The sequence below is a fragment of the Flavobacterium sp. genome (genome assembly GCF_031411595.1).
Taxonomy (GTDB): Bacteria; Bacteroidota; Bacteroidia; order Flavobacteriales; family Flavobacteriaceae; genus Flavobacterium.
The window spans coordinates 12,673-33,099 of sequence record NZ_JANOBI010000015.1; the positions used below are offsets into that span (position 1 = coordinate 12,673).

Below are 20,427 nucleotides of genomic sequence, written 5' to 3' on the forward strand. Positions count from 1 at the left end.
AATACCTAAATGAAAATCAAAGATATACTTGTTATACTCGAAGAAATGGCGCCATTGGCTTATGCCGAAGATTTTGACAATGTAGGCTTGTTAACCGGTGAAGCCAATGCAGAAGCTAACGGCGTTTTGGTTTGTCATGATGCTTTAGAAAATGTGATTGATGAAGCCATCGCCAAAAACTGCAATCTTGTGGTTTGCTTCCACCCTATTTTATTTTCGGGATTAAAGAAAATCACAGGTTCGAATTATGTAGAACGCGCTTTGATTAAAGCCATCAAAAACGACATTGCCATTTATGCCGTGCACACCGCTTTAGACAACCATCAAAATGGCGTGAATCATATTTTCGCAACAGCTTTGGGTTTGAAAGACATTAAAATTCTGATTCCAAAATCGAGTTTCATTCGCAAACTTATTACCTACACGACACCAGAAAATGCTGACGAAGTGCGCAATGCTTTGTTTGAAGTTGGCGCCGGAACTATTGGAAATTACGACAACTGCAGTTTCAATTCGAACGGATTCTCCACCTATCAAGGCAACGAAAACAGCAAACCAACAGTCGGCAACAAAGGCGAATTAACGCAAACCAACGAAATCAAAATTGAAGTCACTTTTGAAAAACATCTAGAATCAAAAATCCTCAAAACACTTTTCGAGCATCACGTGTATGAAGAAGTCGCTTACGAAATCTATGAACTCCAAAACAAACATCAAAATATCGGTTTAGGTGCGATTGGAACACTTGAAAAACCAATGGCTGAAGCAGAATTTTTAAATTTGGTCAAAGACAAAATGTTGGCTCCAGGTATTCGACACACCAATTTCATTGGAAAAAACATCTCGAAAGTGGCGGTTCTAGGCGGTTCCGGAAGCTTTGCGATTAAGAATGCAATACAAGCCGGTGCCGATGCTTTTTTAACAGCCGATTTGAAGTATCACAATTTCTATGAAGCTGAAAATCAGTTACTTTTAGCCGATATCGGACATTTTGAAAGCGAACGTTATACAAAAAATTATATTGTTGATTTTCTTCAGAAAAAAATTCCTAATTTTGCCATCATTTTATCAGAAGAAAATACAAATCCTGTTAAGTACTTATAAAGATTATGGCGAATACAAAAGAATTGAATGTAGAAGAGAAATTAAGAGCACTATACGACTTGCAATTAATTGACACGCGAATTGATGAAATCAGAAACGTAAGAGGTGAATTGCCTTTAGAAGTAGAAGATCTAGAAGATGAAGTAGCTGGTTTGTTGGCACGTCAAGACAAATTGAAGAAAGATTTAGAGCACGTTGAAGAGCAAATCAAAGTGAAGAAAAACGCTGTAGAAGATCACCAAGTTGCTATAAAAAAATACACCAAACAACAAGATAGCGTTCGCAACAACCGCGAATTCAACTCATTGACCAAAGAAGTAGAATTTCAAGAACTCGAAATTCAATTGGCCGAAAAACAAATGAAAGAACTCAAAGCTTCTATGGAACATAAAAAAGAAGCTATCACGAGTTCTAAAGAAAAACTAGAAGCTAAAATGTCGCACTTGAAACACAAGAAAGCGGAACTTAGCGACATCATGTCAGAAACGCAAAAAGAAGAAGCATTCTTATCTGAGAAATCAGCCGAGTACGAAGCTTTAATCGAAGAGCGTTTGCTAAAAGCATACAAAAGAATCCGTTCTAGCGTTCGCAACGGTTTGGCAGTAGTGTCTATCGAAAGAGGCGCATCTGCAGGTTCGTTCTTCACGATTCCACCACAAACACAAGTGGAAATCGCCGGAAGAAAAAAAATCATCACCGACGAACATTCCGGAAGAATTTTAGTAGATTCTTCACTAGCCGAAGAAGAAAGAGAAAAAATGGAGAAATTATTCTCCTTGATTTAAAAATAATAAGCCTCGATTTTCGGGGCTTTTTTTATACAAAATAATGGCATCCCTACTCCCAAAATCCATTGGCTTTTACATTAATGTACTGAGTTATGTGGCTCCCAAAAAGGCGTTTGGTTTGGCGTATAAATTCTTCAGCAACCCAAGAATTGGAAGATTAAACGCAGAAGACTTACCTCAAATACTACAAAAAGCACAACGCGAAACCATACAAGAAAACGAACACAGCATTCAAACCTATATTTGGAAGGGTAACGATACCATCATGCTCTTAGCGCACGGTTGGGAAAGCAATGCCTCGCGTTGGGAAAAACTTTTACCACATCTTTTAGAAACCGGCAATACCATTATCGCCATCGATGCACCGGCGCACGGTTTGTCGAGCGGAAACGAATTCAATGTGCCGTTATACGCTTCCCACATTCATCTGGTCGTTAAAAAACACAACCCAAAATACATCATCGGACATTCTATGGGCGGCATTGCAGCGGTTTATTACCAATATTTGCATCCGAATCATCCGTTAGAAAAAATGGTTTTGCTCGGCGCACCGTCCGATTTTAGCATCATACTCGACAATTATCTTAATCTGTTGAGTCTTAACAACAACATTCGAAACGCCTTCCACGATTACATTACGGACCGATTTCAAATTAATATTTCCGAATTCTCAGGGCAGCATTTCATACAAAATACCAAACTTCAAGGCATCATTGCACATGACAAGCTCGACACGATTGTGTTGTATTCTGAAGCAGAAAAATTAGCGTCGAAATGGAAAAATGCTACCTTCATTTCCACTACTGGATTGGGACACAGCCTGCATGATGTCGAATTAAATCAAAAAATTTCCGCTTTTTTATTAGGAGCTTAATCCTGCTGTCCAATACAATCTTTTGCGCCGAACAACGGCACAAAAGGATTTCCATTACCATCAGGGCTAGGGCAATAGACTATAAGACTATAAGATTGTAAGATTTTAAGATTATAAGATCTTGTCTTACAGTCTTAAAATCTTATAGTCTTACAATCCAAGAAAAAAACTAAATTTACGCCATGGAAGATTCCCTCAAACGACTCAACAAATTCATCGGAGAAACCGGTTTCTGTTCACGCCGTGAAGCCGACAAACTCATCGAAGACGGCCGCGTGACGATCAACGGCGTTGTGCCTGAAATGGGAACCAAAGTATCACCCAACGACGAAGTCCGAATCGACGGGAAAATTATCCGTGACAATACCGAAAAATTAGTCTACCTCGCCTTCAACAAACCAGTCGGAATCGAATGCACCACCAATCTCGACGTTCGCGACAACATCGTAGATTATATCAATTATCCCAAACGGATTTTCCCGATTGGCCGACTCGACAAAGCCAGCGAAGGATTGATATTCATGACCAACGACGGCGACATCGTCAACAAAATTCTACGCGCCAGAAACAACCACGAAAAAGAATATACGGTTACTGTCAGCAAACCCATCACCGATCGATTCATAGAAAAAATGGGCAATGGCGTTCCGATTTTAGATACGATTACGAGAAAATGTAAAGTCGAACAAATCAGCAAATACATCTTCAAAATCATCTTAACGCAAGGCTTAAACCGCCAAATCCGCAGAATGTGTGAATATTTGGGTTATGAAGTCACGGCTTTAAAACGCATCCGCATCATCAACATTTCGCTTGATGTTCCCGTAGGAAGATACCGCGATTTGACCGATGCAGAAATCAAGGAACTCAACCAACTCATCGAGCCGTCTAGCAAAACTGAAGAAGCGAGTTTGCCCAAAACTGAAGCACCGAAAAGAAGAACGGAATTCATCAAGCGTGATGATCCGAGGTTTAAGAAAAAAGGCGATTATTAATATACTCTTTGCGCCTTTGCGAGACATATTTATTTTCTCGCAAAGACGCAAAGACGCAAAGTAAAAATAGTTGGTAAAAATAACCTCTTTTTAGATTTTATGCAGTTACTTTTTGATTGGGTTGGCCTTTACCCGTGAGGATTAAATGCATCAAACTGTTGTGTAAATAATCTGTCCAGGCATTTTCACAAGCACCATAACATTCCAAATTCGGGATAAGACCCAAATGCGTAAAATCAATTTGTGTGGCTTTACTATTGGTTGCAATTTCCCAAACAATTTGCGTGTCTTTCCATTCCTTTTTGTTTTGCAGCCAGTGTTTGTTGCAGTCGGTAACGAGCCAAACAATTTTTTTATCAGGAATGGATTCGATAACTTTTAAGGTGATGAAAGTGGCTCCAAAACGAACCGTAAAAACATCATCAACTTGTTGTGAACGACCTTCCACATTTTCTGTCCACCATTTTGAAATGCTGTTGATGCTTTCAAATACTTCATTTGCAGCAGTGGCAACAGTCATGCTTGTGGTATAATCTTGATTTTTCATATAGTTCTATTATTTGCCTTCAGCTGCGAGTTTTCTTTCGTTTTCAGTTTGCGGTTTGTCTTTACCATTGGGCATGCCTTTACCGTTTGTGATTAAGCTTCGCAAACTATTTTGAATATAATTTGTCCAGGCGTCTTTGCAAATTTCAAAACATTCATATTGAGGAACCAATCCTTGGTGTGTCATTTGGAGTTTCGTTTTACCATCCTTTTCAGAGATTTCGAAAATAACTTTCGTGCCCGTCCATTCGCTTTCGTCTTGGGTGAATTTAAAATAATTGTCCACCACAAGCCAAACCACTTTTTCGTAGGGAACGACTTCGATCAATTTGATTTGACAACGATGCACATCTTCGTAATGATACTTGAACACATCATTGAGCTTGTCGGTATTGCCTTCAATTTCTTCGGACCACCAACCGCGTACATTATTAACAGCATCGAAAACTTGTTTCGGAGGTTGGTCTACCAATATAACGGTAGTATAATCTGGTGTTTTCATATCCTTTCTTTTATTTAAGCAATATGAATTGCCCGGTATGATAAGCCAAATGCGTAGATCGCGTAATCATAATATTCAACTTATTGCGATGCGGTTCTTTGATGAAATCTTCGTCGGAAACAGCCGTGTGTCTTTCGAACCATTGTTCTGGTTTCAAACGATCGAAATTTTGGTTCAGAATGTCATTAATTTTTACCCATTTTTCCCGCAATTCTTTTGCCGCAGGAAGATTAGCCACGGACTTGTCGGGCGATGTGAGAAACGGATCGGCCAATTCAGGAAACAATTTGTCTCCAAAATCCAATAATGGTAGCATCGCATCGTGCACTGCAACCAAATGTCCTAATAAGTAAATTCCACGATTTTTATTGGGTGCAATTTCTTTTTCGAGTTGTTGATCTGTTACTGCATTCAGGATTTCATCAAAGCTTTTATTGAGTGAATTCCATCGGTCGAAAATCATTTTTACTGTTGTTTGCGTTGTATTCATTTTTTCTATTTTAATGATTAATATTAAAGTTCAAATTGTTAATTGACAATCATTCCTGCAGTCAAGTTGATAGCGGTTCCAGTAATGGCGCTACCTTCATCAGAAGCTGCAAATAGGGCTGTATTGATTAGCTCTTCTAGCGAAGTTAAACGTTTTCTGTGTGTCATACTTTCCATTACAGCACGAAACTGATCATAATCGGTATTGTGGGCTTTGCCATGAATTTCGAATACTTCGTCAATAAGCGGCGTCTCAGGTATAGCAGTCGTGAGTAGACAAACTGAACGCACGCCAAGACTTCCATACTCAACAGAAATCGAACGACATAACGCCTCAATGCCCGCCCAAGTTGAAGGCATTCCACCAATGAATGGCTGGCTAATTCTACTCGGATTCGGTATATGCATCATAATAACACCGCTCTTTTGTTTCACCATACGCTTGGCTGCTGCTTTTGCTGTGATGAAATGAGATTGGTTGTAAGTTGTAATAGGAAGGATGTATTGTTCCGTTGAAAGCTCCGTCAATGCGATGCCTTGTGTGCTGGTTTGAGGCAGACCTATCGCGTTGAAAGTAATATCAATCTTTCCTGATTTTTTGATGATTGCTGCCATGTGATTTTCGACAGCGGTTTCATCGAGTGTATCCAATATTGCAGTTTCTATTTTGCCACCATCTGCTAGAATGTCATCAGCGATGGCTTTAATTTTCGTCGAGGTACGTCCCGCGAGATAAACTGTTGCACCTTCTTTAGCAAAAGCTTTTGCAATGGCGGCACCTACTCCACCGTTTCCGTAGACTACAGCTACTTTGTTTTTTAATCTGTTCATTTTTTGATTTTTTGATGATTGTGATTTATGAAATTTTGTTTTTCAAAAGTATTGTCTAAATATGACTTTATTAAGGTGTAAAATAGACATTCTTGCGGGTTGTTTTGGACAGATTAAATTTATATATTTGTCAAAACAAAATTCATGAAACACCTCACTTTAATAGTTCCGGACACTAGCAACAACTTAAGCACCATTGCTTGTATCGTTGGCACACACGAAATATTTGAAAGAGCGAATGCCTATTGGAAGCAACAAGGCAAAAAAGAATTGTTTAAAATCGAACTCGTTGGTGTTTCAAAAAAAGCAGCATTTTATAATGGTTTGTTTTCCGTAAATCCTCAAGTGTATCATGCGGATGTCACCAAAACAGATTTAATCATTATTCCATCGATGTCTGTTAATCATCAAAAAATCGTTAAAGACCATCAAGTATTGATTGCTTGGTTATTGAAACAATATAAAGGTGATGCGGCAATAGCATCAATATGCAGTGGTGCGTTTGTACTGGCATCATCTGGTTTGCTCGATGGCAAAAATTGCTCTACACATTGGTCGAATGCCGATAAATTTAGAAGTTTGTTTCCAAAAGTGAACCTACTGTCGGATCAACTTATTACGGATGAAAACGGAATCTATACTAATGGTGGAGCGTATTCGTTCCTAAACTTGATGATTTATCTCGTAGAGAAATATTATGACAGGCCAACAGCGATCTATTGTTCGAAAATTTTCCAGATAGAAATGGATCGAAATAGCCAATCAGCCTTTACCATATTTACAGGACAGAAACTGCATGGTGATGAAGTCATTGAAAAAGCACAAGCCTATATCGAAAGCAACTTAAATGAAAAAATATCATTTGAACATTTGGCCGATAAATTTTCCGTAGGAAGGCGAAACTTTGATAGAAGGTTTATCAAAGCTACAGGAAATACGCCCGTTGAATATTTACAGCGCGTAAAAATTGAATCTGCGAAAAAAGCATTTGAAAGCAGTCGAAAGACAATCAACGAAGTCATGTATGACGTTGGATACTCAGACCTCAAAGCATTTCGAGAAGTGTTCAGAAAAATTACCGGAATGTCGCCGATAGCATACAAAGGAAAATACAATAAGGAAGCAGCATTTTAAACCTAAGAATTTGCGCCTTTGCGTCTTTGCGAGAAAATAAATAGGTCTCGTAAAGACGCAGAGGCGTAAAGTTTATTGATTCAACAACCTTCTTTGTTCTCTAGCGAGGAGCGTATTCTTCAACAACATCGCAATCGTCATCGGACCAACACCACCGGGAACCGGAGTAATGTATGATGCTTTTTTACTGACCATTTCAAAATCAACATCGCCAGTAATGCGGTATCCTTTTTCGGTGGTTTTATCTTCAACACGTGTGATGCCAACATCAATAACGACTGCACCATCTTTGACCATTTCTGCTTTTAGATAATTAGGAACGCCCAATGCCGTAATGATAATATCGGCTTGTGTTGTAATCTGTGCAATGTTTTTAGTGTAACTGTGTGTCAAGGTTACTGTAGAATTTCCCGGAAATCCTTTTCTTCCCATCAAAATACTCATAGGTCGTCCAACGATATGACTTCTTCCGATGACAACAGTATGCTTTCCTTTGGTTTCTACGTTATAACGTTCTAGTAATTCTAGAATTCCGAAAGGTGTTGCCGGGATAAATGTGGTCATATCGAGCGCCATTTTACCAAAATTTTCAGGATGAAAACCATCCACGTCTTTGCTTGGATTAATCGCCATCAATACTTTTTGAGTATCTATTTGTTCGGGTAATGGCAACTGCACGATAAAGCCATCAATATTATCGTCTTCGTTGAGCTGTTTGATTTTCTTAAGCAATTCCGTTTCCGAAGTAGTGCTCGGCATTTTAATTAATGTCGATTCAAAACCAACACGTTCACAGGCTTTTACTTTACTGCCGACATACGTCAAACTTGCGCCATCATTACCGACAATGACTGCAGCCAGATGCGGTACTTTTTCGCCTTTGGCTTTCATCAAATTGACTTCAGCCGTGATTTCGTTTTTGATTTCTTCTGAGATTTTTTTTCCGTCTAGTAGTTGCATGGTTTGATAGTTAGTTGTTGTTTATTCGATTATAAGATTATTAGACTGTAGGATTTTAGGACTCATAGTCAAGATCTTAAAATCCTACAGTCTTACAGTCCTGACTGCCCTAGCCCGGATAGTAGTGGAAATCCTTTTGTGACGGTGTTCGGCACAAAAGATTGCAACGGATAGCCGGATAAGCTCCTAAAGAAAAAGACGTGAATCACCACGTCTTTATTTTTTATTGCATTCCTTTCATCCCGCCGCCCATCATCTTCATCATTTGCTTTCCGCCCGGACCTTGCATCATTTTCATCATTTTGCTCATTTGGTCGAATTGTTTCATGAGTTGGTTGACTTCTTCTATTTTTCTTCCAGAACCTTTGGCGATACGTGTTTTTCTTTTCATATCGATCATGGCCGGTTTGCTTCTTTCTTTTGGTGTCATCGAATAGATAATCGCTTCAATATGTTTGAAGGCATCGTCTTCAATCTCGACATCCTTCATTGCTTTTGATGCGCCTGGAATCATGCCGACTAAGTCTTTCATATTTCCCATTTTCTTTACTTGTTGTATTTGAGAAAGGAAATCATCAAAACCAAATTCGTTTTTAGCAATTTTCTTTTGGAGTTTTCTCGCTTCTTCTTCGTCAAATTGCTCTTGTGCTCTTTCTACCAACGACACGACATCGCCCATTCCAAGAATACGTTCTGCCATACGTTCCGGATAGAACACATCGATAGCTTCCATTTTTTCGCCGGTTCCGACGAACTTGATGGGTTTATTGACTACCGATTTAATTGAAATCGCAGCACCACCGCGTGTATCACCATCTAATTTGGTCAAGATTACACCATCGAAATTCAAACGATCGTTGAATGCTTTTGCTGTATTTACCGCATCTTGTCCTGTCATCGCATCCACAACAAATAAAGTTTCTTGCGGTTGAATGGCTTTATGAACATTGGCAATTTCGGTCATCATTTGTTCATCAACAGCCAAACGACCGGCCGTATCGACAATGACTACATTATATCCTTTTTCTTTGGCGTATTTGATGGCATTTAGGGAAATTTCGACCGGATTGTTATTCCCTATTTCCGAGTAAACCTCAACGCCAATCTGGTCTCCAACGATATGCAATTGGTTGATTGCCGCAGGACGATAAACATCACAAGCGACCAAAAGTGGTTTTTTAGCTTTCTTGGTTTTTAAGAAATTAGCGAGTTTTCCTGAGAAAGTGGTTTTACCCGAACCTTGCAAACCTGACATTAATATTACCGTTGGATTTCCTGAAAGATTGATTCCGGCTACTTCACCGCCCATCAATTCGGTCAATTCATCTTTGACCAATTTGACTAAAAGTTGTCCTGGTTGCAGTGTCGTTAATACATTTTGACCAATCGCTTTTTCTTTGACTTTGGTCGTAAATTCTTTCGCAATTTTAAAATTGACATCGGCATCCAATAACGCGCGACGCACTTCTTTTAAAGTTTCTGCAACGTTTACTTCGGTGATTTTTCCATGTCCTTTTAGGATATGAAAAGCTTTATCTAGTTTATCACTTAAATTATCGAACATAATATACCTGTTTTTGAAGATGCAAATATAACATAAAGTACGTATCGTTCAAAGCAGCAAGTCAGCAAAGTTTGCATAATAGCATGGCAATTTTATAAGATTAAAACGGAAAGTTGTACAACAGAAAGTCTTTGGCATCGCTACATTTATAAAACTTAAAAAATGACACGATGAAAACTGTAATACAATTCAAAATGATTTTATTGGCATTGACTACTTCGCTTTTATTTTCGTGTGGCGGAAATAAAATGAAAGGAAGTGCCTCCGATACTACAGGCACCAATGGCGCTACCAATGGAACAGGGAAAATTCCAAAATCGAATACGGTGCATGATTATAAAAATTAGAAGTGGTTTTTTAATTTTTTCACACAACTTGACCTAATTTTCTACTTTCCTTTTCTTCATTGGGAAATGCTCTACTGATATTTTTGCTCGATTCACCACAAAAAAACCAGCCAATGGCTGGATAAAACAAGAGAGCAGACTTGTTTTTCTAACTAAATTTTCTCGAAAGTTAAAAGATCAATACTGCCATCGTCGCCACTAACATGTTTCAATTCTGTTTTCGTTGCAGTAGAAGTCAATACCATCCAATCATCACTAATAGATTCGAATGATCCCGTGGTTTCTGTAGCTGTAAAATCTATGGTGATTTTTACGGAACCACTATCGGTTCCTGAACTCCATGTTCCTTCTTTGATTGTTGGACTATTGGTTGCAACCAATGCGCCACCGGTATTAAAAACAAAAGAATAGCCTGAAAAATCTGAAGTATGTATAGTTCCATTTTCGTTATAAAGTGTCACGCTCCAATTTCCTGCTACAATATTGGTATTGACTTGTGCTGCAGTAATTCCCGGTGCAGTCGTTTTATCGTCTTTACTACACATTGTTAAAACACTTGCAATAAACACAAGGGTTAAGATTGGGATTAATTTGAATTTCTTCATGGTGTTTTTTAAATTAAATCGAATCAAATATAAGTAAAAATCCATACTATTAGCATATTACATTCTATCAGGAACTTCAATGCCTAATAATTGAAATGCAGCTTGAATCGTTGCTCCAACTTTTTTCGACAATTGAACGCGGAATGTTTTTTTCTGAAGGTTTTCTTCGCCAAGAATAGAAACCGTTTGATAGAACGAGTTGTATTCTTTAACCAATTCGTAAGTATAATTCGCAATTAAAGCCGGGCTGTGATTTTGTGCTGCGTTTTGAATGACTTCGGGAAACAGCTCTAATTGTTTGATAAGTTCTTTTTCTTTGGGATGAAGCGATACTTCGTTGGAGTTCAATATAACGTCGGTGTTGAAGTCGGCTTTGCGTAAGATCGATTGAATTCTGGCGTAAGTGTATTGAATGAATGGGCCGGTATTGCCTGCAAAATCTACTGATTCTTCGGGATTAAATAGGATTCGTTTTTTAGGATCAACTTTTAAAATGTAATATTTCAAAGCCCCTAAGCCAATCATTTTGTATAAATTTTCTTTTTCTGCAGCTGAATAATCTTCCAGTTTTCCTAATTCTTCGGCGAGCTGTTTTGCGGTTTGCATCATGTCATTCATCAAATCATCGGCATCTACTACGGTTCCTTCGCGCGATTTCATTTTCCCTGAAGGCAAATCGACCATGCCGTACGATAAGTGAAATAGGTTGGCAGACCAATCAAAACCTAACTTTTTCAAGATGAGAAACAATACTTTGAAATGATAATCTTGCTCGTTTCCAACAGTATACACCATACCGCCCACATCAGGAAAATCTTTCACACGTTGAATCGCTGTGCCGATATCTTGCGTCATATAAACCGCAGTACCATCGGAACGCAATACGATTTTACGATCGAGGCCTTCATGGGTTAAATCAATCCAAACCGAACCATCCGCTTCTTTTTCGAAAACACCTTTATCGAGACCGATTTGCACGACTTCTTTTCCTAATAAATAGGTATTGCTTTCGTAATAATAAGAATCGAAATCGACGCCGAGATTTTTATAAGTTTGCGCAAAACCGTCGTAAACCCATCCGTTCATGGTTTTCCAAAGTGTCATAACTTCTGGTTTTCCGGCTTCCCAATCCAATAACATTTGTTGTGCTTCCTTCATTATAGAAGTTTGTAAACGTGCAATCTCAACTAATTGAGAAGTTTTTTCAGATTCTTTATTTTCTAATGAAATAACTGAACTTATATTTTTTTCAAAATCGAGTATGTCTTTTTCTGAAATTTCATCAGACTTATTATTTTTCAAAATATTTAAAATATTCTTAAATGTATTCACTCGATTAATTCCTGCATCATAAGCATTATAGATTTTTATGTTTATGTTCTTTTCTACTTTTCCAATCTTTATTATTTCAATATCTATCTTTCCTGAAATTATTTTTATTTCATTCAATATTGTAGATACTTTGTCTTGCAATTCAGGAAAAGCACTTAAATCATTTTGCAAAAAGTTGTTAAGAATAGGTTTAGTTTCTTCTCTTAATTTTTGTTCAAACTCTACATAAAATTTACCAACCAATTTGTCGCCTTTCAAGTGGGTACTTTCTGGAGTTTGTTCTTTTCCGAATTTTTGCCAAGCCAACATCGACTTACAAATGTGAATACCCCGATCATTGATGATTTGCGTTTTATAGACTTTCTTTCCGGCTGCTTTACAGATTTCAGCTACCGAATAACCTAGAAGATTATTGCGAACGTGGCCCAAATGCAAAGGTTTATTGGTGTTTGGTGATGAATATTCGACCATCACGGCTTTTTCATTTTGACTTGGAGCGACAAAACCAAATTGAGGATTGTCTTTAATAGTATTGAAAAAGGAAGTGTAATATTGATCCGATATTACAATATTTAAAAATCCTGAAACTACATTAAAACTGGTCACTTCATTAGTATTTTCAACCAAATAACTTCCTAATTGATTGCCTATTTCAACTGGATTGCTTTTGATCAACTTCAACAGTGGAAATAAAACCAATGTAATGTCACCTTCAAATTCTTTTCTTGTGGCTTGAAATTCAATTTTATCGACAGTAACATCAAAAAGTTCCGCAATGGCTTTTTGAATCGGAAGTGTAAGAAGCAATGATATTGACATGGTTTATTCTGTTTAAGCTGCCAAAGATAAGGATAACTCTTTCAATTATAAAAAGGAAATCGACATACAGTTTATTGAACACTAGCTATTGATACCATTGAAAAAAAGAAACGATTGTTATCTGAATCCTAGTTTTTGTATGATTTATTCCATGCGATTTGTAAGTATTTTACATTAAATAAAATTAAAAAGATGCATTTCATCGATTTTATTTGCATTTTACCGATATAAATGCAAATCTTTGGTACGTCAAAATAAATATATTAATAGTAAATCCCAAATCTACTATGAAAAAATTACTACTCATCATGGCTACGGCTATGACTGTATCGTGCTTCTCGCAAGCCATTACAGTTAGCACAAGCACTTATACCGTTCCACAATTAGTGAATACGGTATTAATCAACTCACCTTGCGTATCCGCAACGAACATCACTTGGAAAACAGGATCAGACTTTAGTTCATCTAATGGTATTGGTTTTTTTCAAAACTCCAATCCAAATTTCCCTATGCTATCCGGTGTCATGTTAAGTACCGGAGATGTAACGCATGGAGCAGGACCGAACACTTCATCATTGAATGATGGTGCAGCGAACTGGCCGGGCGATAGCGATTTAGAAAATACTTTATTGCAATCGGGTATCAGTATGAACTCGGTCAATGCGAGTATTTTGGAATTTGATTTCACGCCAATCTCACCAACCTTTAATTTTGAATTCTTATTTGCTTCTGAGGAGTATGGGAATTTTCAATGTCAATTCTCGGATGCTTTTGCATTTTTATTGACCAATACGGCAACAGGCGTTACTACAAATTTAGCGGTTGTTCCTAGTACAAACATTCCGATTTCGGTTGTTACGATTAGAGATTTCTTGTATAACTCATCATGTCCTTCGGCTAATTCGCAATTTTTCGGGAGCTATAATGGTGGTTCAGCTGCGGCGACAGCGGCGACCAATTTTAATGGTCAAACCAAATTGATGAATGCTTCTGCGGTTTTAGTTCCAAATACAACTTATCATATTAAATTGGTTATTGCCGATCGTTCTGACGAAGGTTCTGATTCGGCGATTTTCATTTCATCAGACACTTTCAATATTGGTCAAGATGTTTTAGGTTTAGATATGACAGCGGCTAGTAATGCTGCATTATGTTTTGGGAGCAGCACTACATTAACTTCTAATTTAGATCCTACTGTTTACAATTTCAGTTGGATAAAAAATGGTGTTGCTATAGCTGGTGAAAATGGGCCTAACTTAAACATTACGCAGCCCGGAGTTTACGGCATTACTTATCAAAAAATGGTGAGTGGTTGTCAGCCGGTAACCGATTTTATCACGGTAGAATATTTACCGGAAATCATCACGCCGAATCCAACTAATTTATACCGATGCGATACTGGTGCTGCCACTTATTCTTATGATTTAGGAATGAATACACCGGTGGTTATAGCAGGTTTAAATCCGTTAACACAAGTAAGTTACTATGCTTCATTAGCCAATGCCAATGCGGGAACCAATGCATTGCCTACGAATTATACAGCTGCACCGGGAACTACAATTTATGTTAGAATAAAAAACTCTAATAATTCATGTTATATCGTAAAATCATTTCAACTGTTAACTTCAACGCCACCGGTGGCACATCAAGCGCCAAACTTGACTAAATGCTCCGGATCGAATTTTAACAATGCAGCATTTGATTTAAGCCAACAAAACGCTACAGTTTTAGGAAGTCAATCAGCACAACAATATACCGTTAGCTATTACACTTCTCAAACCAATGCCAATAGCGGCACAAATCCGATAAGCAATAATTTTCTTTTTGCTAACAATAATACTACGATTTATGTACGAGTTCAAAGTGCTTTTGACAGCTTTTGCTACAGCACATCAAGCTTTACATTATTCGTTAGTTCATTGCCACCGGTTGATGTTATTCAAAGTGCTTTTGTATGCGTAAGCTATACTTTACCTGCACTCATCAACGGAAATTATTTTACCGAACCAAATGGTGGTGGAACTCCTCTTTTCGCTGGAGATAGTGTAACTTCAACATCAACGATTTACATCTTTAATCAACCAAACGGACCAGGCGGATGCTCTAATAGCAGTAATTTCATAGTAACCATTTTAGATCCTGAAACTATTGTTCCTCAAAGTGATAGCTACTGTGGTAATTATACATTACCAACACCTCCGGTAGGTGGTTTCTTCACAGGACATGGTGGAACCGGTACTGAAATACTTCCGGGTACAGCTATTTTAGCTACACAAACCATCAATTTTTACTACGAAGCTACTGAAGCACCGTTTTGTATTATCGATGAAGACTTTACCATCACGATCTTGCCAACAATCAGTATTGGAACTTTTGCGAATGTTTTTGATTGTACATCTTATACTTTACCTGCATTAACAAATGGAGATTATTACACACAACCTGGCGGCGGAGGAACACTTTTACCAGCTGGTACAGTGATCACAAATTCACAAACAATATATGTATACGCAGAAACACCAGACCATTGCACCGCAGAATCTTCGTTTGTAGTAGTCATTGGAATACAAACTCCACTGGATGTTTCACAATGCGAACCATATACTTTGCCTGCATTACCTATCGGGAAATACTATACAGGACCAACTGGTTCCGGACAAGAAATTCCTGCCGGAACGGTTATCAATTTATCGCAAACCGTTTATATTTATGTAGCCGGTGCCAACAGTTGTACCGATGATATTCATTTTTCAATAGCTATTGCGCAACCGATTATCGATATCGTGAGTAGTGTTTCAGCATGCGAGAGTTATACTTTACCTGCTTTAGTTAGTGGCGATTACTATTCTGCTCCAAATGCAGGAGGTACACAACTTCATGCCGGTGATGTTCTTACAGTATCGCAGTTCATTTATATTTTTAAACAATCTGCTTCAAGTGCCACTTGTAATAATCAATCTAGTTTTGTAGTTACTATCAATCCTAAACCGGTCATCGATTCGAGATCAGATATTGATATTTGTAATTCTTATGTATTGACCGATTTGGCGGTAGGAGATTATTACACCGGACCAAACGGAACAGGAACCATGCTACCGGGAGGAACTGTCATTACAACTTCACAAACCATATACATTCATGCGGTTTCAAGTACACCTCCATTTTGTACTAATGAAAACAGTTTCAATATTAATGTATTCTCTATAGAAGCCGATGCACCTGCAGATGTTGTTGCCTGTGATCGCTATGTTTTGCCTGCATTGACTGTTGGAAATTACTTTAAACTTCCTAACGGACCACATAGTGGTGAGGGCAATTTGATGCTGGCTGGTGATGTTATTACTACTTCACAAACGATTTATGTGTATACAGAATCTGGCGAAAGAATCAATTGTACTGATGAAAATGTTTTTAATGTAACGATCAATGTATCGCCGGTAATAGTTCCTATTGCTGATGTAAATGCTACCAATGCTTATATTTTACCAGCATTAACTGTAGGAAATTATTATACACAACCCAACGGAGCAGGAACGCAATTGAATGCCGGAGATAGTATCACAACGGATCAAACAATCTATGTGTATGCCGAAACGGGAACTGTACCCAATTGTACCGATGAGAAAAGTTTTTCTACCACCATTTTCAATGTTGATGAAGTAGCCGATGTTACGATCTGTGAAGGTTATACCTTGCCAGCATTAACGTTTGGCGGTTATTATACTGGACCTTTAGGAACAGGAACGCATTTATTACCGGGACAAGTGGTCAGCAGTTCACAAACAATTTATGTGTATGGTATTGCACCTTTTGATGCTGCAAGTTATGATGAAAGTTCTTTCGATGTTACTATCGTGGATACACCCAATGTAAACTCAATTCCTGCAAGCATGCTAAAAACTTGCGACACAGACGGAACTAATGATGGTGTAACCAACTTCGATTTATCAGCATTAGATACTACGATTTTAGGAACGCAAACCGGATCTGAATTTACAGTTACTTACTATACTACATTTAATGACGCTGTAGCTGGAACCAACGCAGTAACTACTACCGATGTAAAAACAATCTACGTAAGAGTTTCCAATACGCTAACGGCAAGTTGTTTCGACATCAAAAGCATCCAAATCAGAGTCAGTAAACTTCCGGAACCAAAACCACAAAGTGGCATGATGTGCTATGATACAAAAAATAACATTTTGTTAAATCCATATACAATCTCAAGCGGATTGAGTGCTGCCAATTATTTCTTCAAATGGTATAACGAAGATGGCGCTTTGGTTGGAACAGGAAGTAACTATCAAGCAGTGCTACCAGGTGTTTATTCAGTAGTCGCTACCGACATTGTTACTGGTTGTGCTTCTGAGCCTATGCCGGCTACTGTCGCATCATCTGAACCTGCAATCGTAAGTTATGCTGTAACAGAAAACTTTGATGACAATCAAGTCATTACTGTAGAAGCTACCGGAGTTGGTGGAGATTACGAATACCAATTGGATAACGGTTTGTTTCAAAACAGTCCCACTTTTGAAAATATTCCTTCAGGAACACACATCATTACGGTGAGAGATAAAAATGGTTGTGGCAATTCTGCTTCGCAAGCATTGATTGTAAATTATCCTAAATTCTTTACGCCAAACGGAGATGGATTTAATGATACTTGGAACATCAAAGATTTGAAAGGTCAATCAAAATCAGTGATATATATCTACGATCGATATGGTAAAATCATCACACAAATCAAACCGGACGGTCGCGGATGGGATGGCACTTTTAGTGGACAAACCATGCCTTCAGATGATTATTGGTTTACGATAAATTATGTTGAAGATGATGTTGAAAAAGAATTTAAATCGCACTTTGCCATGAAAAGGTAATATGCCAATACCAAATTTATTTTTAGATTCTATGTAACAACGATAGCCTTTTGTAGTCTATTCAATACATCAATTAAGAAATAGAATTCATTATCAAATTTGTATAATTGGGTTTTATATAAATTGAGTTTTAGTTAGAAAGAAAAAAACCAGAGTGTGCACTCTGGTTTTTTGTTTTTATAAACTGCTGAGAAATCACTACCATCTTATAATAGCACTGGCCCATGTAAAACCACTACCGAAAGCGGCTAATACAACCAAATCTCCCGATTTTATTTTACCCAATTCCCAAGCTTCTGTCAAAGCAATCGGAATCGATGCGGCAGTAGTATTGCCGTATTTTTGAATGTTATTGAAAACCTGATCATCATTCAATCCGAATTTCTTTTGAATGAATTGAGAAATCCTAAGATTCGCTTGATGTGGAATCAACATATTGATATCGGTCACGGTAAGATTGTTGGCCAATAACCCTTCATTAATCACTTCGCTAAATCGAACCACAGCATTTTTAAAAACAAATTGACCATTCATATAAGGAAAATAACTTTCATCATTTGGGTCATTATCGGCAAGAATATCGGTCACCCAACGGCCACCCATTCCAGGTGCCAATACTGCTAATTCCTTAGCATGTTCGCCTTCTGAATGCAGATGTGTTGATAAAATTCCTTTCGACATATCTTCTTCTCTTGAAATGACCGCTGCTCCTGCTCCATCGCCAAAAATTACGGAAACGCCGCGACCGCGAGTCGTCATATCCAAACCAAAAGATTGCAATTCAGAACCAACAATCAATATGTTGCGATACATTCCGGTTTTGATGTATTGATCAGCAACAGACAAAGCATACACAAAGCCCGAACATTGATTGCGAATATCCAATGCGCCAATGGTGCGCAATCCCAGTTCTTTTTGCAACATAACGCCAGGTCCAGGAAAATAATAATCCGGCGAGATCGTAGCAAAAACAATAAAATCGATGTCATCTTTGGCAATACCGGAACGTTCAATAGCAATTTCGGCAGCTTTGATGCCCATAGTTGTTGTAGTTTCTCCACTGCCTTTTACGACATGCCTGCGTTCTCGAATCCCGGTTCTTTCCTGAATCCATTCATCATTGGTGTCGATAATTTTAGATAAATCGTCGTTGGTCACAACATGCTCCGGAACAAAATATCCGAGCCCGGCAATTTTAGAATGATACATCATTGGATATTGTAATTTTATTAAAATAGGAAATCAAATTTAATCATTTGATAATGTTAACCCACAAAAATCACTACAAATTATCAGATTGTCAAAAATGTGCTATTTGATGAATTTCACTGATTGTCTTCCCGTATCATTATGAAGGTTGAGCAAGTAAGTTCCTGACGGATATGGAAAATCGAAAGAATAATTTTTAGTTGAAGGGTTTTTAATAACGTCATTTTTCAATGATTTTATAAATCGCCCCGTAGCATCATACAATTCCAGAACAATATGATCGTTTTGGGTAAATGTTATCGATACATTTAATTTATCTTTTATAGGATTTGGCAGCACATCTACTTTTAATGGAACTCGGTTGGTTTCTACAAAATTGGGATTGGATAAACTGCTTTCACTGAATTTATAAATGGTAGCTCCTGAAGCATACGCTAAATGATCGGATAGGAAAAAAATTCTGTTTAGGTTACCGCCTACACCTGCATCCGTCCATGTGTCACCACCATCATTAGTTTCCATAAACGGAAAATTGGTTCCAATGGTTGCTGTATATCCGCCAACCCAACCATGTGTTTCAGTCAAAAAACCAATTCCTTGAACACTCGTAAATGGCACTTCTTTAGAGATCCAGTTGGCACCGCCATCAAGCGAGCGAATCATTTTTCCGTTGTTGGGCGCATTGGCTTCTACAGATCCAAAAACAACATTAGTATTGGTAGGTAATATTTGCAGTTTCCATACATATTCTCCTGCAATACTGGAATGAAATATGGGGGTCCACGTGAGTCCACCGTCGGTTGTTTTGAGCACCACCCCACCATTACTATCCGCTCCTGAAGCATAACCAATGCTTTCATCTAAAAACTGAATTTCAACCAAAGCCGTAGCATAAGCACTCATGTCGGTATACTGCCATGTCGCACCACTGTCGGAAGATTTGATTACAAATGCAGGAGAAAAATAAGCACCGCAACCATAAATCGTTGATGTTCCCACAGCATCCAATCCGCAAATCGCTGCGGGATTCGTTGGAAGATTGGTGACCGGAATCCAATTGGTTCCACCATCAATTGTTTTTAAAAAGAGGTTGTTTAATGTTCCGAGAAATCCGATATTCTCATCTAAAAACTCAATGTTTCTGAAGTAATAATTGCCTCCCAAAGAAGTTTCTGTTACTTGCGTTGTCCAATTGGCACCGCCATCGGTGGTTTTATATACTGCGGCGTAAGCACCATTGGCAGCCCAACCTACGTTATCATTAATGAAAAACACATCATCAAAACGTTGGTTGTCTATGTTCGTAATGGCTGTTGGTAAAGGTCGCCATTGCAATTGTGCTTGAATGTTTAATGCGAATAATAGACTTAAAAAAAATATCTTTTTCATGGAATTGTTTTTTACAAATTTAATCAAACAAGTCAATTTCTATTGAATTGATTATGCCT

The 20,427-nt window shown here is 38.0% G+C and carries 17 protein-coding genes; 7 read left to right on the forward strand and 10 right to left on the reverse strand.

The window, feature by feature from the left end:
• Positions 1-9: 9 nt before the first annotated feature.
• From RMO03_RS02640 to rluF, 4 genes are all read left to right on the forward strand, one after another.
• Complete coding sequence (locus RMO03_RS02640; protein ID WP_309640533.1) at positions 10-1,104, forward strand: Nif3-like dinuclear metal center hexameric protein; 1,095 nt, start codon at positions 10-12, stop codon at positions 1,102-1,104.
• 5 nt (positions 1,105-1,109) lie between these two features.
• The gene (locus RMO03_RS02645) at positions 1,110-1,889 is read left to right on the forward strand and encodes a hypothetical protein (RefSeq protein ID WP_309640534.1); all 780 of its coding nucleotides are present in this window, start codon (positions 1,110-1,112) and stop codon (positions 1,887-1,889) included.
• 43 nt (positions 1,890-1,932) lie between these two features.
• Positions 1,933-2,766, forward strand: coding sequence for an alpha/beta hydrolase (locus tag RMO03_RS02650; RefSeq protein WP_309640535.1), 834 nt, complete (start codon positions 1,933-1,935; stop codon positions 2,764-2,766).
• Positions 2,767-2,948: 182 nt separating this feature from the next.
• Positions 2,949-3,761: a 23S rRNA pseudouridine(2604) synthase RluF gene (gene rluF / locus RMO03_RS02655; RefSeq protein ID WP_309640536.1), complete on the forward strand. Its 813-nt coding sequence runs from the start codon at positions 2,949-2,951 to the stop codon at positions 3,759-3,761.
• 97 nt (positions 3,762-3,858) lie between these two features.
• Here the strand turns inward: rluF and RMO03_RS02660 are convergent, their stop codons facing one another.
• From RMO03_RS02660 to RMO03_RS02675, 4 genes are read right to left on the reverse strand one after another with little or no spacing between them, the layout of a single operon-like run.
• Entirely contained in the window at positions 3,859-4,308 is a 450-nt protein-coding gene (locus RMO03_RS02660) for a hypothetical protein (protein WP_309640537.1), read from the reverse strand.
• Between the two features lie 9 nt (positions 4,309-4,317).
• Positions 4,318-4,809: an SRPBCC domain-containing protein gene (locus tag RMO03_RS02665; RefSeq protein ID WP_309640538.1), complete on the reverse strand. Its 492-nt coding sequence runs from the start codon at positions 4,807-4,809 to the stop codon at positions 4,318-4,320.
• A gap of 10 nt (positions 4,810-4,819) precedes the next feature.
• Complete coding sequence (locus RMO03_RS02670) at positions 4,820-5,299, reverse strand: DinB family protein (RefSeq protein WP_309640539.1); 480 nt, start codon at positions 5,297-5,299, stop codon at positions 4,820-4,822.
• Positions 5,300-5,337: 38 nt separating this feature from the next.
• Positions 5,338-6,129 carry an SDR family oxidoreductase gene (locus RMO03_RS02675; protein WP_309640540.1) on the reverse strand — a complete coding sequence of 264 codons (792 nt, stop codon included), beginning with the start codon at positions 6,127-6,129 and terminating at the stop codon, positions 5,338-5,340.
• Positions 6,130-6,273: 144 nt separating this feature from the next.
• On the opposite strand from RMO03_RS02675, the gene RMO03_RS02680 reads away from it, so the two are divergent.
• On the forward strand, positions 6,274-7,263 hold the full coding sequence (locus RMO03_RS02680; protein ID WP_309640541.1) for a helix-turn-helix domain-containing protein: 990 nt from the start codon (positions 6,274-6,276) through the stop codon (positions 7,261-7,263).
• A gap of 72 nt (positions 7,264-7,335) precedes the next feature.
• Here the strand turns inward: RMO03_RS02680 and RMO03_RS02685 are convergent, their stop codons facing one another.
• Together RMO03_RS02685 and ffh are read right to left on the reverse strand one after the other, a co-directional pair.
• Positions 7,336-8,223: a tetrahydrofolate dehydrogenase/cyclohydrolase catalytic domain-containing protein gene (locus RMO03_RS02685; RefSeq protein ID WP_309640542.1), complete on the reverse strand. Its 888-nt coding sequence runs from the start codon at positions 8,221-8,223 to the stop codon at positions 7,336-7,338.
• Between the two features lie 223 nt (positions 8,224-8,446).
• Positions 8,447-9,787 (reverse strand): signal recognition particle protein, encoded by a 1,341-nt coding sequence (gene ffh / locus RMO03_RS02690; RefSeq protein WP_309640543.1) that lies wholly within the window; start codon positions 9,785-9,787, stop codon positions 8,447-8,449.
• A 170-nt stretch (positions 9,788-9,957) separates the two neighbouring features.
• Between ffh and RMO03_RS02695 the strand changes: the two genes are divergently transcribed.
• Complete coding sequence (locus RMO03_RS02695; RefSeq protein WP_309640544.1) at positions 9,958-10,134, forward strand: hypothetical protein; 177 nt, start codon at positions 9,958-9,960, stop codon at positions 10,132-10,134.
• 152 nt (positions 10,135-10,286) lie between these two features.
• Here the strand turns inward: RMO03_RS02695 and RMO03_RS02700 are convergent, their stop codons facing one another.
• On the reverse strand, positions 10,287-10,739 hold the full coding sequence (locus RMO03_RS02700; protein ID WP_309640545.1) for a hypothetical protein: 453 nt from the start codon (positions 10,737-10,739) through the stop codon (positions 10,287-10,289).
• 57 nt (positions 10,740-10,796) lie between these two features.
• Positions 10,797-12,890 (reverse strand): arginine--tRNA ligase, encoded by a 2,094-nt coding sequence (argS, locus tag RMO03_RS02705; RefSeq protein WP_309640546.1) that lies wholly within the window; start codon positions 12,888-12,890, stop codon positions 10,797-10,799.
• Positions 12,891-13,177: 287 nt separating this feature from the next.
• On the opposite strand from argS, the gene RMO03_RS02710 reads away from it, so the two are divergent.
• Entirely contained in the window at positions 13,178-17,770 is a 4,593-nt protein-coding gene (locus RMO03_RS02710; protein WP_309640547.1) for a choice-of-anchor L domain-containing protein, read from the forward strand.
• 198 nt (positions 17,771-17,968) lie between these two features.
• Here RMO03_RS02710 and RMO03_RS02715 read toward each other — a convergent pair whose 3' ends face one another.
• Together RMO03_RS02715 and RMO03_RS02720 are read right to left on the reverse strand one after the other, a co-directional pair.
• Entirely contained in the window at positions 17,969-18,979 is a 1,011-nt protein-coding gene (locus RMO03_RS02715; protein WP_309640568.1) for a beta-ketoacyl-ACP synthase III, read from the reverse strand.
• 102 nt (positions 18,980-19,081) lie between these two features.
• A complete protein-coding gene (locus RMO03_RS02720) occupies positions 19,082-20,368 on the reverse strand; it encodes a YCF48-related protein (RefSeq protein ID WP_309640548.1) in 1,287 nt (428 codons plus the stop codon).
• Positions 20,369-20,427: the final 59 nt, after the last annotated feature.

Bases quoted from the DNA above. Each gene is read 5' to 3' on its own strand.
- RMO03_RS02640 (WP_309640533.1), top strand. From the start codon at position 10: ATGAAAATCAAAGATATACTTGTTATACTCGAAGAAATGGCGCCATTG.
- RMO03_RS02645 (WP_309640534.1), top strand. From the start codon at position 1,110: ATGGCGAATACAAAAGAATTGAATGTAGAAGAGAAATTAAGAGCACTA.
- RMO03_RS02650 (WP_309640535.1), top strand. From the start codon at position 1,933: ATGGCATCCCTACTCCCAAAATCCATTGGCTTTTACATTAATGTACTG.
- rluF (WP_309640536.1), top strand. From the start codon at position 2,949: ATGGAAGATTCCCTCAAACGACTCAACAAATTCATCGGAGAAACCGGT.
- RMO03_RS02660 (WP_309640537.1), bottom strand. From the start codon at position 4,308: ATGAAAAATCAAGATTATACCACAAGCATGACTGTTGCCACTGCTGCA.
- RMO03_RS02665 (WP_309640538.1), bottom strand. From the start codon at position 4,809: ATGAAAACACCAGATTATACTACCGTTATATTGGTAGACCAACCTCCG.
- RMO03_RS02670 (WP_309640539.1), bottom strand. From the start codon at position 5,299: ATGAATACAACGCAAACAACAGTAAAAATGATTTTCGACCGATGGAAT.
- RMO03_RS02675 (WP_309640540.1), bottom strand. From the start codon at position 6,129: ATGAACAGATTAAAAAACAAAGTAGCTGTAGTCTACGGAAACGGTGGA.
- RMO03_RS02680 (WP_309640541.1), top strand. From the start codon at position 6,274: ATGAAACACCTCACTTTAATAGTTCCGGACACTAGCAACAACTTAAGC.
- RMO03_RS02685 (WP_309640542.1), bottom strand. From the start codon at position 8,223: ATGCAACTACTAGACGGAAAAAAAATCTCAGAAGAAATCAAAAACGAA.
- ffh (WP_309640543.1), bottom strand. From the start codon at position 9,787: ATGTTCGATAATTTAAGTGATAAACTAGATAAAGCTTTTCATATCCTA.
- RMO03_RS02695 (WP_309640544.1), top strand. From the start codon at position 9,958: ATGAAAACTGTAATACAATTCAAAATGATTTTATTGGCATTGACTACT.
- RMO03_RS02700 (WP_309640545.1), bottom strand. From the start codon at position 10,739: ATGAAGAAATTCAAATTAATCCCAATCTTAACCCTTGTGTTTATTGCA.
- argS (WP_309640546.1), bottom strand. From the start codon at position 12,890: ATGTCAATATCATTGCTTCTTACACTTCCGATTCAAAAAGCCATTGCG.
- RMO03_RS02710 (WP_309640547.1), top strand. From the start codon at position 13,178: ATGAAAAAATTACTACTCATCATGGCTACGGCTATGACTGTATCGTGC.
- RMO03_RS02715 (WP_309640568.1), bottom strand. From the start codon at position 18,979: ATGTATCATTCTAAAATTGCCGGGCTCGGATATTTTGTTCCGGAGCAT.
- RMO03_RS02720 (WP_309640548.1), bottom strand. From the start codon at position 20,368: ATGAAAAAGATATTTTTTTTAAGTCTATTATTCGCATTAAACATTCAA.